Source organism: Zestosphaera sp. (assembly GCA_038727705.1).
In the GTDB taxonomy this organism is placed as follows: domain Archaea; phylum Thermoproteota; class Thermoprotei_A; order Sulfolobales; family NBVN01; genus Zestomicrobium.
Map to the genome: position 1 here is coordinate 453,962 of JAVYVJ010000002.1, position 15,813 is coordinate 469,774.

21 protein-coding genes are annotated in these 15,813 nt (G+C 56.1%); 12 read left to right on the top strand and 9 right to left on the bottom strand.

Features of this window, described 5'->3' with window-relative positions; all coding sequences use genetic code 11:
- Nucleotide 1: 1 nt before the first annotated feature.
- Genes QW772_06540 through QW772_06555 form a run of 4 tightly spaced genes read left to right on the top strand, consistent with a single transcriptional unit; the run spans nucleotide 2 to nucleotide 2,479 of the window.
- Entirely contained in the window at nucleotides 2-667 is a 666-nt protein-coding gene (locus QW772_06540) for an AroM family protein (protein MEM0038563.1), read from the top strand.
- A gap of 3 nt (nucleotides 668-670) precedes the next feature.
- Nucleotides 671-1,660, top strand: a complete 990-nt coding sequence (locus QW772_06545; GenBank protein MEM0038564.1) for an aminopeptidase — start codon at nucleotides 671-673, stop codon at nucleotides 1,658-1,660.
- A gap of 29 nt (nucleotides 1,661-1,689) precedes the next feature.
- Nucleotides 1,690-2,193 (top strand): nitroreductase family protein, encoded by a 504-nt coding sequence (locus QW772_06550; GenBank protein ID MEM0038565.1) that lies wholly within the window; start codon nucleotides 1,690-1,692, stop codon nucleotides 2,191-2,193.
- Nucleotides 2,180-2,479 (top strand): DUF6092 family protein, encoded by a 300-nt coding sequence (locus QW772_06555; GenBank protein ID MEM0038566.1) that lies wholly within the window; start codon nucleotides 2,180-2,182, stop codon nucleotides 2,477-2,479. Before QW772_06550 ends, QW772_06555 begins: the two co-directional genes overlap by 14 nt.
- Before the next feature lie 80 nt (nucleotides 2,480-2,559).
- Here QW772_06555 and QW772_06560 read toward each other — a convergent pair whose 3' ends face one another.
- Together QW772_06560 and QW772_06565 are read right to left on the bottom strand one after the other, a co-directional pair.
- Nucleotides 2,560-3,186 (bottom strand): hypothetical protein, encoded by a 627-nt coding sequence (locus QW772_06560; GenBank protein MEM0038567.1) that lies wholly within the window; start codon nucleotides 3,184-3,186, stop codon nucleotides 2,560-2,562.
- Nucleotides 3,147-3,458, bottom strand: coding sequence for a hypothetical protein (locus QW772_06565; protein ID MEM0038568.1), 312 nt, complete (start codon nucleotides 3,456-3,458; stop codon nucleotides 3,147-3,149). Before QW772_06565 ends, QW772_06560 begins: the two co-directional genes overlap by 40 nt.
- Nucleotides 3,459-3,606: 148 nt before the next feature.
- Between QW772_06565 and QW772_06570 the strand changes: the two genes are divergently transcribed.
- The 3 genes from QW772_06570 to QW772_06580 are packed head-to-tail and all read left to right on the top strand — an operon-like array spanning nucleotide 3,607 to nucleotide 6,070.
- Nucleotides 3,607-4,317 (top strand): HAD family hydrolase, encoded by a 711-nt coding sequence (locus QW772_06570; GenBank protein ID MEM0038569.1) that lies wholly within the window; start codon nucleotides 3,607-3,609, stop codon nucleotides 4,315-4,317.
- 29 nt (nucleotides 4,318-4,346) lie between these two features.
- Complete coding sequence (locus QW772_06575) at nucleotides 4,347-5,327, top strand: TIGR00269 family protein (GenBank protein ID MEM0038570.1); 981 nt, start codon at nucleotides 4,347-4,349, stop codon at nucleotides 5,325-5,327.
- A 20-nt stretch (nucleotides 5,328-5,347) separates the two neighbouring features.
- Nucleotides 5,348-6,070 (top strand): purine-nucleoside phosphorylase, encoded by a 723-nt coding sequence (locus QW772_06580; GenBank protein ID MEM0038571.1) that lies wholly within the window; start codon nucleotides 5,348-5,350, stop codon nucleotides 6,068-6,070.
- 11 nt (nucleotides 6,071-6,081) lie between these two features.
- On the opposite strand, the gene QW772_06585 is transcribed toward QW772_06580, so the two are convergent.
- The 3 genes from QW772_06585 to QW772_06595 are packed head-to-tail and all read right to left on the bottom strand — an operon-like array spanning nucleotide 6,082 to nucleotide 8,744.
- Nucleotides 6,082-6,483, bottom strand: coding sequence for a hypothetical protein (locus QW772_06585; GenBank protein ID MEM0038572.1), 402 nt, complete (start codon nucleotides 6,481-6,483; stop codon nucleotides 6,082-6,084).
- A gap of 54 nt (nucleotides 6,484-6,537) precedes the next feature.
- Entirely contained in the window at nucleotides 6,538-8,316 is a 1,779-nt protein-coding gene (locus QW772_06590; protein ID MEM0038573.1) for an aldehyde ferredoxin oxidoreductase family protein, read from the bottom strand.
- On the bottom strand, nucleotides 8,316-8,744 hold the full coding sequence (locus tag QW772_06595; protein MEM0038574.1) for a 4Fe-4S binding protein: 429 nt from the start codon (nucleotides 8,742-8,744) through the stop codon (nucleotides 8,316-8,318). The genes QW772_06590 and QW772_06595 overlap by 1 nt, the downstream gene beginning before the upstream one ends.
- A gap of 281 nt (nucleotides 8,745-9,025) precedes the next feature.
- Here QW772_06595 and QW772_06600 point away from each other — a divergent pair, with 281 nt between their 5' ends.
- A complete protein-coding gene (locus QW772_06600) occupies nucleotides 9,026-9,325 on the top strand; it encodes a hypothetical protein (GenBank protein MEM0038575.1) in 300 nt (99 codons plus the stop codon).
- A gap of 64 nt (nucleotides 9,326-9,389) precedes the next feature.
- On the opposite strand, the gene QW772_06605 is transcribed toward QW772_06600, so the two are convergent.
- The 4 genes from QW772_06605 to QW772_06620 are packed head-to-tail and all read right to left on the bottom strand — an operon-like array spanning nucleotide 9,390 to nucleotide 12,815.
- The gene (locus tag QW772_06605; GenBank protein ID MEM0038576.1) at nucleotides 9,390-10,523 is read right to left on the bottom strand and encodes an FAD-binding oxidoreductase; all 1,134 of its coding nucleotides are present in this window, start codon (nucleotides 10,521-10,523) and stop codon (nucleotides 9,390-9,392) included.
- A 2-nt stretch (nucleotides 10,524-10,525) separates the two neighbouring features.
- The gene (locus tag QW772_06610) at nucleotides 10,526-10,822 is read right to left on the bottom strand and encodes a (2Fe-2S)-binding protein (GenBank protein MEM0038577.1); all 297 of its coding nucleotides are present in this window, start codon (nucleotides 10,820-10,822) and stop codon (nucleotides 10,526-10,528) included.
- Nucleotides 10,804-11,298 carry a 4Fe-4S binding protein gene (locus QW772_06615; GenBank protein ID MEM0038578.1) on the bottom strand — a complete coding sequence of 165 codons (495 nt, stop codon included), beginning with the start codon at nucleotides 11,296-11,298 and terminating at the stop codon, nucleotides 10,804-10,806. The genes QW772_06610 and QW772_06615 overlap by 19 nt, the downstream gene beginning before the upstream one ends.
- A gap of 8 nt (nucleotides 11,299-11,306) precedes the next feature.
- Complete coding sequence (locus QW772_06620) at nucleotides 11,307-12,815, bottom strand: FAD-dependent oxidoreductase (protein MEM0038579.1); 1,509 nt, start codon at nucleotides 12,813-12,815, stop codon at nucleotides 11,307-11,309.
- A gap of 119 nt (nucleotides 12,816-12,934) precedes the next feature.
- On the opposite strand from QW772_06620, the gene QW772_06625 reads away from it, so the two are divergent.
- The 4 genes from QW772_06625 to QW772_06640 all read left to right on the top strand — a co-directional run bounded on the left by QW772_06625 (nucleotide 12,935) and on the right by QW772_06640 (nucleotide 15,790).
- Nucleotides 12,935-13,795, top strand: a complete 861-nt coding sequence (locus QW772_06625; protein ID MEM0038580.1) for a hypothetical protein — start codon at nucleotides 12,935-12,937, stop codon at nucleotides 13,793-13,795.
- A 64-nt stretch (nucleotides 13,796-13,859) separates the two neighbouring features.
- Nucleotides 13,860-14,102: a DUF131 domain-containing protein gene (locus tag QW772_06630; protein ID MEM0038581.1), complete on the top strand. Its 243-nt coding sequence runs from the start codon at nucleotides 13,860-13,862 to the stop codon at nucleotides 14,100-14,102.
- Between the two features lie 6 nt (nucleotides 14,103-14,108).
- The gene (locus tag QW772_06635; protein MEM0038582.1) at nucleotides 14,109-14,390 is read left to right on the top strand and encodes a hypothetical protein; all 282 of its coding nucleotides are present in this window, start codon (nucleotides 14,109-14,111) and stop codon (nucleotides 14,388-14,390) included.
- Nucleotides 14,391-14,440: 50 nt separating this feature from the next.
- A complete protein-coding gene (locus tag QW772_06640) occupies nucleotides 14,441-15,790 on the top strand; it encodes an aminotransferase class III-fold pyridoxal phosphate-dependent enzyme (GenBank protein MEM0038583.1) in 1,350 nt (449 codons plus the stop codon).
- Nucleotides 15,791-15,813 lie beyond the last annotated feature (23 nt).

Genomic DNA, 15,813 nt, shown 5'->3' on the forward strand with positions numbered 1-15,813 from the left:
TGTGAGGAAGGTAGGTCTCATAACCATAGGTCAGTCCCCCAGAGTTGATGTAGTTCCCGAGATCAGGAAGGTGTTGGAAGACGCTGGCGTGGAGATAGTTGAGTGCGGCGCGCTAGACAAGCTTAGCAGGGAGGAGGTCAAGGCCCTAGCGCCCGGGGAGGGCGAGTACGTGCTGGTAACCAGGCTCAGAGACGGCGCTGAAGTTAAGGTCGCGCGTGAGAGGATACTCCCGCTGATGCAGGAGTGCATCAACTCGCTCGAACCGCTCGTGGATGTGTTGGGGTTACTCTGCACGGGCGAGTTCCCGGAACTTAGGTCCAGGAAGCTGCTGGTGGAGCCCTCAGACCTCCTCCTGAAGGTTGTTGAGTCCCTTAAGGCAGGCAGGCTGGGCGTCGTAGTGCCGGACCCAGCACAGGTGGATCTAACGAAGAGGAAGTGGCTTGGGGCGGCATCAGACATTAAGATTCTTAGCGTATCGCCATATACAGGGACTCTGGAGGATCTCGTGAGGGCCTCTGAGGAGCTGGGGGACCGTGACTTGATAGTGCTGGACTGCATAGGCTTTAGCACGGAGGCTAAGAGGGCGGTGGCTACAGCCTCAGGGAAGCCTGTCCTAATACCGAGGACCTTGCTGGCCCGCGTTTTGAGGGAACTGCTGGAGGCGTAGAGGGTGAGCCCCCAGAACTTAGGCGTCGAGATTAAGGAGACCTTGCTTAGAGCGGCGGAGACCGCCCTAACGCGTTGCTTACGTGTTAGGGCGGGCGAGTCCTTGCTGGTGATCACCGACGAACCCCTGAGGAACATAGGCCTCCACCTGTGGCTGAAGGCCAGGGAGTTAGGGGCTGAGGCTGTTTACGTCGAGATAATTCCCAGGAGCGTTCACGGCGAGGAACCCCCTAAACCCGTAGCCGAGGCTATGAAGGCGTCAGACGTGGTGGTGGCGCCGACTTCGAAATCGATAACGCATACGGTAGCTAGGAAGGAGGCTGCCGAGAAGGGCGCTAGAGTCGCCACCATGCCAGGCATAACGGAGGACATATTCATCAGAACCATGAGCGTGGATTACGAACTAGTTCAGAGGGTGACTAATGCGGTGGCCGACGTGCTGGATGAGGGTAGGGAGGTCAGGGTCGTCACAGACCTCGGCACTGATTTGACCTTCTCTATAGAGGGCAGGAGGGCGAGGAGGAGTACCGGGGTGCTGGTTAATCCGGGGGATTGGGGGAACCTGCCCAGCGGTGAGGCATACATAGCCCCTGTGGAGGGCACAGCGAACGGGGTCGTAGTCGTAGACGGATCCATGGCAGGCGTTGGATTACTTGCACAGCCGATAAGAATAGCCTTCAGGGACGGCGTAGCCGCCCGCATTGAGGGGGGTCCGGAGGCGGCGAAGCTTAACGAGCTGCTCTCAAGGTATGGGGATGAAGCTCGAAGTCTGGGTGAGTTCGGCGTCGGGACCAACCCAGGGGCTCGAGTAAGCGGCGTCGTGCTGGAGGACGAGAAAGCGATGGGGACTATCCACATAGCGCTTGGAAGCAACTTCGACTTCGGCGGCAGGGTTAAAGCACCGGTGCATCTGGACGGCATAGTGATGAAGCCGAGCGTGTACGTGGACGGGCGCCTGTTGATGAGGGAGGGCGTGCTCCTCATAAATACCTGATCAATGCTTCTATCGCGTGGTGATACATGGTGTTGGACGTGATTAAGGGCAGGAGGAGCGTGAGGAGCTTCAGGAGTGAGTCCATACCTGAGGAGCACTTGAGGACCATTCTTGAGGCGGGCGTGTGGGCGCCGAGCGGCAGCAACGCACAGCCATGGGAGTTCGTGGTGGTTAGAAGTAAGTCCACTATAGATAAGGTAAAGCTGTTCTCACCAGGCCTCTTCGGGAGCCCTGACGCAGTGGTGGTTCTGTGCGTCAATAGGGAGCGTGTCAAAAGGAGCGGTAAGTCAGGTGACTCAGTAGCGTTGATGGATGTGGCTATGGCGGCACAGAACATGATGCTGGCGGCGTACTCCCTAGGGATCGGCTCATGCCCTATAGCCTCCTTCAATAAGGTAGCTGTTAAGGAGCTGCTCGACATCCCCGCGCACGTCGACCCGGTCCTGATGGTGAGTTTCGGGTACCCGGAGAGATGGCCTGAACCGCCTAAGAGAAGACCTCTCGACGAGGTAGTGCACTATGAGAAGTACTGAGGACATCGTTAGAGACGAGCACTTCAAATTGCTGGCGTTCCTCATAACGAGCGCTAGAGGATGTGTTGACGAACCACACCTCTACGGCCCCCTCAGACTGGTGGACGCCGCGTCAAAACTCATAGACATAATGAAGCTGGAGGGTAAAGCCCCTGAAGGGCTTGAGAGGGTTCAGAAGACGATCGAGGAGAGGAAGCACTTGCTAATGCATGATGAGAGGAAGTTCATAGAGTTTCTAGACGAACTCGTTACGGAGCTCGTTAATATAGTTAAGGGAGTGGCTTAGGAGCGGCTCCACACGGCTAGGACTCTCTCACGCTTAACTCACGCGCCCTCTGTTCAACTAACTCCGCGCTGAGGGAGGGCTCAGAGGTTCTTCAGCGATTCTAGGTAGTCCGCCACCCTCTCCTCCTCCGACCTCCTATTGAGGTAGTTCAGGTCCATCCTGTCCCTCCACGTGATGTAGAGCCAGAGCGCCTTGTCCCTGTCTTCCGTCGCTTTCCAATATTTCCAGCCGGCTAGGTACGTGACTATCAACTCTTCCAAGGGCTCCACATAGATGTGGAGGTTATCTACGAGCAGTTTGGTTGGCTGGACCCCCCTCCCGTACGTTAAGGAGACTATATCTATCGATTTTAGCTGGAGAATCTCATACCTTGGCAGGTAGCCCCGAGCAATTCTCTCTGAGAACTTGGCGAGGAACGATTCGACAACCCCGACCGCATTCACCCCATCTACAATTACATCCACGTCCATAGTCCTGTAGACTCTCCCCGTATAGACCTCGACGGCGAACCCGCCAGTTATGATGATTCTGCCCAGACCCCTCCCCTCAAGCTCCTTATTCAGCCAAGACAGGAAGTAGAGGTACCTCTTAGTCTCCTCAGGGATTTCGAGGAGTTTAGGCAGGACGTTCCTCTCAAACATGACGTACAGGCTTTCTGCGATGAGACTCACGTCTTTAGGGCCAGCACCCTCCTCCATCCATCCCATTCGACCACCTCCAAATATGCGCTACTGAGCTCCCTCGCAAGACCCGCCAACTTCAGCGACTCACGGAAATCCCTCCGGGTCGTTCTAAACCTCTCTCTAGAGAGATATACCACCTTGAACGCGTCCCTAATCCTATCAGGGCGGACGCTCAACCTTCCACCTTCACTTACCACGTTGCTCGGCATTTTATAAATGCCCTTAAATCCCGGCTGAGGATTGGTGCCAGCCACCCCAGCGAGCTCGTCAATTATGCAGAGACCACCATACCTCATGCATTAGGGACTCGATGGTTACCCGGGGTTCGTCGTAACTCCAATTATAGTCCACTACATCGTTGCCCTGCCTCTGCTCGTGACTGTTATGGGGGTGGCGGTCAGTTAAAAAACCGCCGGGTATTTAGTGATATGAGGGTGTCGTTGAATGGTTAAAGCGGTTTCGTTCGATCTCTGGTTCACGCTCATCTACGAGGATGTTGCGGACGAGAGGCTCTACAACCTGAGGAGGGTTAACGCTCTGCACAGAGTCCTTAGCAGGTACGCGGATGTCTCTGTAGAGGATGTTGCAGAGGTCTTCGAGGTCTTCGGGTCTGTGAGGGGCTTTGTAGATCACCGCTCGCTAGTCAACATGATCGCGCTGGCGCTCGGCATTCACTTGGATCAAGAAGGCCTGGACCTGCTGCAGGGGGTTTATGATGAGTCCACGAAGGACTTCAGGCCGAGGGTTAATGATGAGATCTACGAGGTCTTGCCGAGGGTTAGGGCGTCGGGCTTGAAGGTGGCTGTCATCAGCAACACCTCCTTCTCCGAGGGAGGCATGCGGGCTATACTCGATAATGTGGGTGTATCGAAGTACGTCGATGTGGTGGTCTCGTCCTCTAGCGTGGGCTTCAACAAGCCGCATCCAGGCATCTACACACGCATGCTGAGTGAGCTGGGCCTAAGGCCTGAGGAGGTCCTCCACGTCGGTGATTCATGCATTAACGACGTCCTAGGGGCTCTGAACGCAGGCTTGAAGGCGGCGCTCTACGTTGGCCTGAGGAGGGGGAAGGACTCGAACGTGTGTCTTAAGCTCGGCGTTCCTGTGTTGAGTAGGTTGAGCGACTTGATTGAGACGGGTTTAATAGTTTCGTGATCCCCTGTGATAACTTGGGTAGTGGGTTGGTGAGGTGCACATCCTGCGGGGTTCGCGACGCAGTCGTTGTTCAGAGACATACCGGCAGGATCCTCTGCAGGGACTGCTTCTTAGGCGATGTAGTGGCTCGGGTTAAGGGCGAGATCAGCAAGTTCAGCATGTTCACACCCAACGACCTTCTGATGGTGGCCGCGTCGGGCGGTAAGGACAGCTATGTCCTGCTGGACGTGATCCTGAAGCTACACGACCCATCTAAAGTGGGGGTTGTGACCATAGTTGAGGGCATCGAGGGCTACAATAGAGCTGAAGATGTTGAGAAGGTCAGGAGACTGGCTAACGTCCACGGTGTTGAGGTGCTGGTCTTAAGTCTCAAAGATTATGTCGGGCACAGCCTCACCGAGTTAGTTGACCTGAGCCTCGCCCACCACGTCGGCTTAAGCCCCTGCACGTTCTGCGGGGTCCTGAGGAGGAAGGCGATAAACGAGGTCGCTAGGGAGTTAGGCTTCACGAGGGTCCTCACAGCCCACAACCTGGATGACGAGGTTCAGACAGCCATTCTGAACGTCCTCAGGGGCGACCTATTCAGGCTAGTGCAGACCTTGCCCAACGGACCCGTGCTCAGCGATTCGTTCGTGCGTAAGGTGAAGCCCTTGAGGAAGATATATGAGGAGGAGGTAGCTATATACGCGCACCTAATAGGCTACGACTTCCAGACCAGCGACTGCCCCTACCTCAGGCACTTCCCCTCCCTTAGAGCCAGGATCAGGGAGTTCCTCTATAGGGTGGAGAGGGAGAGGCCTGGCACTCTCCTCAACCTCATGGAGAGGATAGACTCCTTAATGAGTGACTACGTGAGTAGGTATAGGGATTACCCCCAACTACCCAAATGCGTTAACTGTGGGGAGCCGACTGCCTACGGGAGGAAGTACTGTATGGCTTGCGAGATGCTCTCCATGGTCGGCGTTGAGAGGCCCCAGTACATCAGAGGCACTTATTTAAGGCTGAGGTAAAGGATTTTAAGGGTTATTGCGTGAGGGCTCCCATCCACCTGAGGGTCCGCGTGGGTGATGTGGCTGAGAGGGTTTTGATGGCCGGCGACCCGGCCAGGGTCAGGCAGGTCTCCGAGATGCTCGAGAATCCGAGACTGATCAACGAGAATAGGGGGTTGCTGGCCTACACAGGAGTTTACAAGGGCGTCCCGCTGACCGTTGTGACGCACGGCCTCGGCGCCCCCTCAGCGCTTATAGTGCTGGAAGAGCTCATCATGACGGGCGGCAAGTACTTCATCAGGCTCGGCACTACAGGCGCCCTGCTGAAGGGCTTGAGGATAGGTGATCTGGTAGTCCCCACGGGGGCTGCCTACTACCCCGGCGGCTTACATTATCAGTACTGCGGTGAATATGTGTGCGGCCCGTCAACACCGGACTTCAACCTGCTCAGGAACCTCGTTGATGCGGCCGAACAGCATGGCGTGAGGTTTCACCTAGGCCCCGTGTTGAGCAGTGACGCGTTCTACGCTGAAGACCCCGCGTTCGCCGAGAGATGGTCCTCAAGAGGGATCATATCCGTTGAGATGGAGTGCGCCAGCATCTTCAACCTGTCGCTAATGCGCGGCGTCAAGGCAGCGGGCTTGCTTGTGGTAAGTAATTCCCTGGTCGAGGATCTAGGACATGCGACGGCTGATGAGTTAAAACGTCATGTGGGGAGAGCGGCCACGGTCGCCATGGATGCGTTAATCAGCGCTGACGGCTGAGGCCCGACCTGCTAAACCAGTGATGAACCCCGCTCCGCCGGAGGCCTCCAAACCAGCCCAAGTATCCCGCCAACCAGGCCGAGGACGAAGCCTATGAGGAGCCCCCCACCTGCGAATAAGCTGAGAATCGAGCAAACAATAACCATGACTGAGCCGGTCCTCACCCTGTTCAGGGAGTTGGAGTTAATCATAAACGCGCCCACCAGCATCAACGCACCTAAAACCAGTCCCGCAATCCCCAAAGCCATTACAATCAATGTAATTCTTCTTCCCAGCATCATCCCGTGGGTCTCGGCAATCACCGACGTGACGATGCCGCCGAATACTGTGATCATCAGCGAGGTCCCGATGACTAGCACGGCGGCTATGAGTGATAGGACGAACGCTACGGTCGGCTTCTCATCCACTCCCACTACCTCAGTTTTAGTTAAACTTGCAGTGCTTAAAAACGCATCACGTCACCGCGTCTACGTGCTGAGTAACTGTAGCACCTTCTCTCGGTAGTGCTGCAGGGCTTCATTGAAGTACTCCTCACCTATGATTCCGAAGGGTGATGGAGTCTCAAACACCCTCTTAGGCGGCTTGAGTTCCTCCAACCTGTATCCAAGCCTTATCTTGAGCTTCAGCTTCTCCCTGTAGATCTCCATGCCCAGCTTTCTCAACTCCTCCTCGCTAAGCCTAATGCCCAGCGGCTCAAGAGCCTTAGACACTGCAGACGGCTTGTAGACCCCCCTTGAGAAGAAGCAGACGACGAGGGATGAGAGGATCTGCCTCCAAACCTCCTCCTCAACCAGCTCCTCTATTAGAGACTGAGGCGAGGGGTACTCCTTGCCGATGTACTTCTGATCCGTTGAGTACCCGGCGTTATCCAGGTGACTGTGTCTGAGCCCTATGAGGAAGCCTATGTGAGCGCCGGGGCCTGTGTGATAGCCCGGCATCTCATTACCCCCGTATGTCAGCGCGAACTCGCTACCCCCATACACTTTAGAAGCCTTCTCAACCCCTGATGCCAGGATCCTGTAGAAGTCATTAGGTTGATTTACTATGTGTTTAACCATGTTTATGTATGTTCGCCAGTCACCCCACTCGGGCTTAAGCAACGTGTCACTCTCGCTTAGCATGCCTTTCTTGAAGGCCTCGGTGGTCCAGGCCAACGCCACTCCCGTGCTCATAGCGTCAAGCCCGACAACGTCGACTTCCTCTATTAACCTCAGCAGCCCCTCCCTATCCTTAATGCCCAGCATAGAGCCGAGGGCGTATATGGGTTCGTAGTCGTAACCTATGTACCTAGTCGTGTAGAAGTACTTCTCATGCGGGTACCTCTCCCTTATGACCGCTATGTGGATGCAGGCGACGGGGCAGTGCGCGCACGCAACCCTCCTGGCCAGCGAGTACTCGGCGAACGCCTCCCCGCTGATCTCCTCAGCCCCTTCGAACGAGTTTGACGTGAGGTTCCTGGTTGGTAACCCCCCTATCTTGTTAAGCGGGAGCACGTTAACAGGGGTTCCGAGGTCGTGGTACTTCTGCATCACCGAGCTCTTAGTTATCTCGTCGAACAACTCCTTATAGAACCTCCTGTACGTGGAGACGTCGGCGACCGGGATGGTTCTCTTACCCCCCACGACAACCGCCTTAAGCTTCTTAGAGCCCCAGACAGCGCCCAGACCCAGCCTGCCGAAGTGCCTGTAGGTCTCGAGTATGACGGACGCGTACCTGACCATCCTCTCCCCAGCCCTCCCGATCCTCATAATTGATCTCATGCCCGGCCACGGCTCCCTCTCCCTCAGGACCTTACCTATAGTGAGCGAGCTCCTGACACCCCATAGGGCGCTGGCGTCCTTGAACTCCACGACCCCGTCATGTATTGAGAGGTATATGGGCGTCTCGCTAGCGCCTTTAATCACTATGGCGCCGAACCCCGCCATCCTCATGGCCACGGGGGCCCTCCCGCCGGCGTGAGACTCCCCCAGATTACCTGTCAGCGGGGATCTGAACATGGCTACGACTTTAGATGCGGTCGGGTAGACCCCGGTAAGAACCCCTATCGCCAGAACCACCACATTATCGGGGCTGAGTGGGTCGGCGTCAGGACTGAGCTCCTCCTTGAGGAGCTGCGTCGCAACTCCAACCCCGCCCAAGAACTTGAGGAAGAGCTCGGGTCTGCTGCGGACCCAGTACGTCTTCCTCCTCAGGTCTATGTAGAGCACTCTGCCCAGCGCCTCATCCACCAACCTATACCCGTCCATCAGGAATCAACCTCCTCAAGAGCCAGGACGCCGAAGGGGCAGAAATCAACGCAGTACCCGCAGTGCGCACATATGACCGGCTTGTTTATGTAGATATTCCACTGCACAGCCCCGAAGGGGCAGGCAGCCCTGCAGTTACCGCATCCTATGCACAGGTTAGGATTGAGTATCACACCACCACCCCTCCTCAACACGAGCGCGTCGGTAGGGCACACCTTAGCGCAGGAGGGGTTCTTACAGGCCCTGCAGACAATGACTGAGAAGCCCTTCTCAACACCCCCCGCACTCCTCACGTATATGGCCGTGTAACCTAAACCGGCGTCCACATACCTCCGCGAGCAAGCAAACATGCATGACATGCAACCAACACACAGATCCTGATCGACGACGACAAGCCTCTTCAGCCTGACCTCCGCAGCAACGCTCAAGGACGGACCCCTCCCACAGAGGTTATTTGCTACCATTCTAATAAATGCGAGCTTCGATTCGAAGAGGACGTGATGAAACCGCTCACAGGGACTCGCTATCGCCTCGAGCGAGTGACGGAGGGTGACCCCACTCCATGCCAATCCAGCCTAAACTTCCTAAACCCCTGCCATCTAAGTTAAACTTACTGAGTCTTGTAAATATTAATATAAATAGCTATATGTTGTGTTTATGATTGAAGTCATAGATATAAATGCTTATAAGCATCTCACATAAGATATAATTGGGAGTAAAAATGTATAAATACTACCTGGATGACTGGGGTTCTGCGGGGCTGAGGGTCGTGGCCACGAGATTGGAGACTACTTTCAGAAGCCTCGTCTCCGCCTTCACGCGAGCCGGTAAGAAAGTGCTCGCGTCCCTCGACTTCCTGGAGCACCAGACCAACAAGCTCCTGAAGAGGCTTGAGTCCAAGTCTGAAAATGAGCAGAGGAAGTTAGTCGAATATGTGTTCATAGCCCATAAAGTGCTGGTCGGGCTGGGCTTTGTACTCATATATCTGCTGGCCTCAGGAAGTGTGTAATAGGATAGCGCGTGGCAGGGTCGGAGCTCAAGTTCCTCGTGCACGGTGTCTTTAGGAACAACACTTAACCTATAACCGCTAGTTCCCTCACAAGTTTCCCTAATTTAAACCTCTCCAGAGTGAGGTTGTTAGCTACGTCTATGTAAGGTCTGCCGTCAAGTATCCAGCTAGACATCAGTTTACCGGTTACAGGCCCTAACATCATCCCGTGACCGCTGAAGCCCGCAGCTACGTACAGGTTCTCGTAGGGGTGTAGAGGTCCGTATATTGGGTGGTGGTCCGGCGTCATGTCGTAGTAGCCCATCCAGTATCTGAGTATGTTCACCTTACTCAGGAATGGCAGGAGCTCCGTCAGGGGCTTCAGTATGTGGGTGATGGCGTCCGCCCTCTGAGAGTATATGGACGCCCCCGCAACGTCCTCCAGATCCCTGGCGAGTATGAAGTTCCCATCCTCAGTCTGCCTTATGTGCGGGGATCCGGGCGTGTCCCAATCTATCAGGAGGCCCGACCTGATTACGCCCCTGGAGTACGGCTCCGTCACGAATGGGTGCCTAGGTACGTCAACTATGGGCAGGTCGATGCCGACCGTCTTGACTATCTCCCTGCTATCACCGCCCGCGGCCACAAGAAACACATCCGCCTCAATGACGCCCCTGCCGGTCTCGGCCGCTACGACCCTGCCGCCGCTGACCAGCAGCTTAAGCACCTTAGTGTAGGGCAGTATCCTGACACCCGAACCCTTGACCTTAAGATAGATCTTAACGAAGTTCTTAAGCATCGGCATCATGCCGGCAGTAGGGTCTCTCATAGCCCCCGCGACCAGCCTGGTGTTTACCATGGGCTCCACATCCTTGACCTCGTCAGCGTCAAGTATTTCCGCCGGTATGCTGAACTGATGGTAGAACTCAGCCAACCTCCTGAAGGTGGAGAGAGTCTCGTCCCTGCGCGCTATCCACAGGTAGCCACACTGCTCGAGCTCGATCCCCATCTCATCCCTAAGCCCGAGCCACTCCTTAATGCTTTCCTTCATCAGGGTGACGTGCTCGGGGGAGGTGAAGGAGGATCTGAAGCAACCTAAGTTCCTCATACTGGCCCCACTGCCGGGGTAGCTAGCGTCAACGACCACCACGTCGACGCCCCGCTTACGCAGCTCGTAGGCCGCGAAGAGCCCGCTCACCCCGGCGCCTACCACAAGCACCTTCAAGGGTCAGCACCCCTGAGGAAGTACTTAGCCGGGAGAGGGAGTATCGGCGGCCTCACCTTATAGTTTGCAAGCACCTCGTCCAGACTCTTCCCAGTGGCCCTGGCGAATATCCTGGCCGCGATGAACACGCAACTCCTCCCCTGGCAAGGCCCCAGACCTATCCTCAGATACCTCCTCAGGAGCTCGAAGTCGTCAATGCCCGACTCTATGGCCTTCTTGATGTCGTCGATCGTGACGTCATTGCACCTGCACACGATCACTACTCCCTCCCCCTTCACCCCCTCTCCACCCATACAGCCCTCACCTCCATACCAAGACCCTTAGGAACCTTGACCGTGACCACATGAGTCTTATTCCTCTCCCAAACCCTGACGACCACGCCCTTACCAACCCTCTCCCCCCTCCTGCTCAGGAGGGTTACCTCATCGCCCGCCTTAGGTGCGGGCAGGAACTCGTGCGGCACAGTGACGTAGTCAGCGTCACTCTTAGAGAGGTCGACCACGAACGCGGCCAGGCCGGAACACACGGCCACGCATACGCCGCATCCGACGCATTTATCCCAGTCAACCCTGGGCAGATCTACAAGCCTATCCATCCTTATCGCTTTAGTCGGGCAGTAGGGAACGCATATGTTGCACGGGATCATCTCAGGGCACTCGAGAATCGCCACAGCCCCCTCCCTCAACCTCCCCTCAGGCGGCAACAAGCCAAGCCCCCTTAAATCCTCAACAGTCACCACACCGGATCTCCTGAACTCGGGTGCAGGCATCACCCACATCACCCGAACGAAATGGGTGAGGGGAACTGAGCCCTGAGCTTGTCCATCTCCTCAGCGCTGACGGTCACCGACTCCTTGCCCTTCCTAGCCCTCGAGAGCAACGGCGACGTCCTGTACTCACCCCAGAGGAAGTTGTGAAGCCTCATCATCTCTTCAGCGGCCTTAGACGCTTTAGACGGGTCAGCGAACCTACCCACGACGGATAACGCGGCCATCCAACCCTCAATCATGGCCGTCGTGGCCTCCTCGACCCCTGAGGAGTCCCCTGCAACGTACAAATTCCTGACCGAGGTCTCCAGATCAGGCGTCCTGATCGGGACCATGCCGCCAAGCTCGGGGGACCACCTCATGACGGCCCCGCTCTGGGCGAATAGCCTGGTGTCCGGCTCCAGACCTACGGCCAGAAGCACTAAATCCGCGTCGAACCTCCTCTCCGTACCCGGTATCGGGTTGAACCTCCCGTCCACAGCAGATACCACCGCCTCACTAACTCTCCCATCGCCGGCCACCGCCTTAAGGGTGTGTTGTAGGAGTATGGGTATGCCGTACCTCCTGACCTTAGACGCGTGCACGAACCACCCACCTATCTCAGGCAGAATCTCAACCACCGCACTCACGGAGACCCCGGCCTGAAGAAGTTGGTATGAGAGGATCAGGCCAACGTTTCCGGATCCAACCACTAAGGCCTTCTCACCCGGCTTAACTCCGAACTCGTTCATGACCGTCTGAGCCCCGCCGGCGCCGATGACTCCGGGCACGTCATTGTTCGGGAACTCGAGATACCTCTCCTGCGCCCCCGTGGAGACTATCACTGCCTTAGGTCTGACCAGGTAGTGGGCGTCCTTACCCACAACCCCAACAACACCTCCCCTGAAGACCCCGTAGACCGCTGACTCGGTAAGCACCCTGATATTCGGGTTGGCTGAGATCCTCTTAGTGTACTCCTCAGCTATCTGGAAGCCCCTCATACCCCCGAACAATTCCACATTGCCGAAGAACTTATGCGTCTGCTTAAGCAGCTGGCCGCCGAGCTTGAAGTGCTCCTCAACTATCAAGACCTCCAGCCCGAACTCTGAGGCCTTAAGGGCGGCGGACATGCCGGCGGGGCCGCCGCCGACCACCAGCACGTCAACATCCACCACCTCCTCCCTGACGTCGTTGGGGCCGCCTCCCCCGGACGGCTGGACCAACCCCTTCTGCCTCTCAACCCTCATGCCCTCCCTCACAGGCACTCTGCAGGTCTTAGTGTTGGGAACCCCGTCCACGACCATGAAGCAACTGCTGCACTTACCAATCATGCAGAAGGGCCCCCTAGCCCTACCGAGAACGGAGCTCCAGGACAGCGTGTCGATCCCCATGGCGTACAGAGCCACAGCCACGCTCTCCCCCTCATAGGCCTCAACAGCCCGACCCTCGAAGAGGAACGTGAGTCTCCTGCCCCGGTGAAAAGATAATATAGGATGCTCCCAAATCCTCTTATCCTGAGGCGATTCAGACCACCAATACAAACCTCAGCGCTAGTTTTATAATCTTTACAACCGTAAGTCCCGCCTCTTAGGATGGTGACTCCTTCGGAGCGGGTAAGTTTTTCTTCTCTTAATCCCTAATATTGTGTTGGGGTAGGCGGTTGGGGGGTCTAGTGGTGATCTCAGGACTCCTTCCATTCAACTCCGGGAAGACCTTCTTCACCTTAGCGTTAGTCAGTTACTTAAGGAGGTTAGGCTACTCTGTAGCTGTTGCTAAGCCTGTTTCAGCCCACTCCATCTGGGATCAGTACGAGTACTTCGTGGAATCGCGGAGGCTGGGGCTCCTGGTTGGCGAGGACGTGGTTAAATATATGAGGGCCGGCTTCATCAGCGATGTAGACGTCCAGAACCCGATTGACGTCCTCACCGCACCGCATGATGTAATGAAGCACCCGTCCCTTGACTCGTACTACGCCTCCCTATCCTCCGTAATCGACCAGGCAGTGCTTGTAAGGGTGTCCGCAAGCGACCGCAGGGACTACTACGTAGTTGAGGAGAACGTCGGTAGGTTGAGCGAGCACCTTGAGAGTGAGGTGCGTGAGTTAATCTCCAGAATCAGGGCGGGGGTGAAGGTTGATAGGGCATGGCTCTACAGCAAACTGACCAGCAGGGAGGTCGACACCGCAGTCACAGAGTCTATTGGGAAGCTCACACGAGGTCATGACCTAGTGTTTTGCGAGTCCTTCAGCAATGCCCTGCTACCCACGTTCGGGTTGAAGAACTTAGTAACACATATTGTGGTGGTCGCACCCTCTAGAGCGCTGGCGTACGGCGTTACGAAAACGGCTGCCTACATGAGCGGCTTAAACCACCTGCGGATGGAGGCATCGACGCTGGTAGCGTTGCTTAAACCGGACCTCGTGCTGAAGGTGAAGCCCGGGTTGACGCCTGAGGCGATCATAGATGAGGAGGAAGGGAATAAGCTGCTTGACCTCCTAAGCACCCTATCAAAGCGCTCCTAGCGAACCCAGTGCAGGAGGTACTTATATTACTTTATAGCGGATGTGTCATTAGACGTGTGGGGCGATGCTCTCGGAGGCGTTACTCGCGGTCGGGGTTGCGCTGATAGTGCTCGGCGTCGTATTGCTGATGCTAACAGCCCTCCGCAGCGGGGGTGGGGGCAGGGTTGAGGGAGGGGGTGTTGTGATCATAGGGCCTGTGCCGATAGTCATAGGTTCAAGCCAAAGGATATCTTCAGTTCTCCTAGTGCTTGCGATAATCCTGACCGCAGCTGTTTTAATAACGTACTTACTAACTAAGGCGTGGTGATAGCGGTTGGACGCAGTGAGGTTAGGCGTTGCCATAATCCTGACGGGATTTGCCCTCGTCTTCATCTCGATGCTCATGCAGATTATGGCGGTCCCCACGCAAGCAGGCGGGACTCAAGCCAGTGCAGCGGGTTGCGTAGTAATACTGTTTGTCCCGATATGCTTCGGGCTAGGGTCGCCTGACGCCGTAATCCCCCTGATAACGCTGACTCTGCTGGCGTCATTAGCGTTCGTGATCATCGGCCTCATCGCCTTCAGAAGAGCCGCACACAATGATCAGCTCCAGTAGCGTTGAATCGCTTTAAATCTCCAGCCTAAGCTATAGTTGTAGTGACTCACATGAACCCGCCTGGAAACGTCGAGGACGTGATCGCCAGGTATGAGAGGGTCTTCTCCAGAGTTCAGAGGACGTCGTACGCACCTGTAATCGCGACCAGAGCTCGGAACGCGAGGGTGACCGACCTCGGCGGTAGGGAGTTCATAGACTTCACGTCAAGCGCCGCAGTCACTAACGTTGGCTACTGCGATCCAGAGTTGGTTAAGACCATAAAGGAGCAGGCTGAGGAGCTCGTCCACTTCACCTTCATATACGGATATAACGTGCCGGCACTGCAACTAGCGGAGGAGTTGCTTGAGTTAACAGGCATCAGGGACGGGAAAGTGGTCCTGGGCCTAAGCGGCAGCGACGCCAATGAGGGCGCGTTAATGCTTGCTAAAGGCTTCAGAAGACACTCCAATTCCCTACTAAGTTACGAGGGGGGTTTCCACGGCTGCTGCGTGGGCACAACCACAGCATCGGGTGTTGACCTCACGGTGAAGGTCACTGAAGCTATAGGTCCCTGGCTCAAGAACGTGAGAATCCCGTACCCCAACTGCTACAGGTGCCCCCTAAACCTAGACGCGAGAGCCTGTAGGACAGCGTGTCTGGAGCGAGTTAAAGCGGCGATAGACAGCGTGGGCGCTGACAGCGTGGCAGCGCTGATAGTTGAATCCATTCAGGGGGACGGCGGCATCATAGTCCCGCCCGACGGGTACCTGCCCAGCCTGGAGGGGATTCTGAGGAGGTACGGGATACCCCTAATACTTGATGAGGTGCAGACAGGGATGGGGAGGACCGGCAGGTGGTTCGGGTACCAGCATTTCGGGATTCAGCCTGACATAGTTACCTTAGGTAAGTCGCTGGGCGCTGGACTACCGATCTCAGCCATAGTTGGCAGGGAGGACTTAATGAACTCGCTGCCGGACTTCGCATACTCCTTCACATTATCGGGTAACCCGCTGATATCGCGGGTAGCCCTGAAATCCATACAGATAATCAAGGAGAGAGACCTGCTGAGGAGGGCTGAGAGGTTGGGGGCGCGGACGCTGGAGAGGCTTCGAAGGGTGTGTGAGAGTCACGGGATAGTGGGTGACGTGAGGGGTAAGGGCCTGATGATAGGCGTGGAAATAGTTAAGAGTAAGGAGGGTAAGGAGAAAGGGTTCGAAGAGGTTAAGAAGATCGTGTGGAGAGCCTACGAGCTGGGACTCTTCCTCATGTTCCTCGCCGGCAACGTAATAAGGATACAGCCACCGCTCACTATAGAGGAGGAGACTCTTGATGAAGGTCTGGACATATTTGAGAAGGCGGTGGAGGACGTCGAGGAAGGCAGGGTAAGTGATGAGGCGCTGGCCAGGATTAAGGGATGGTGACTTCGTGCAGGTGGAGTCACGCT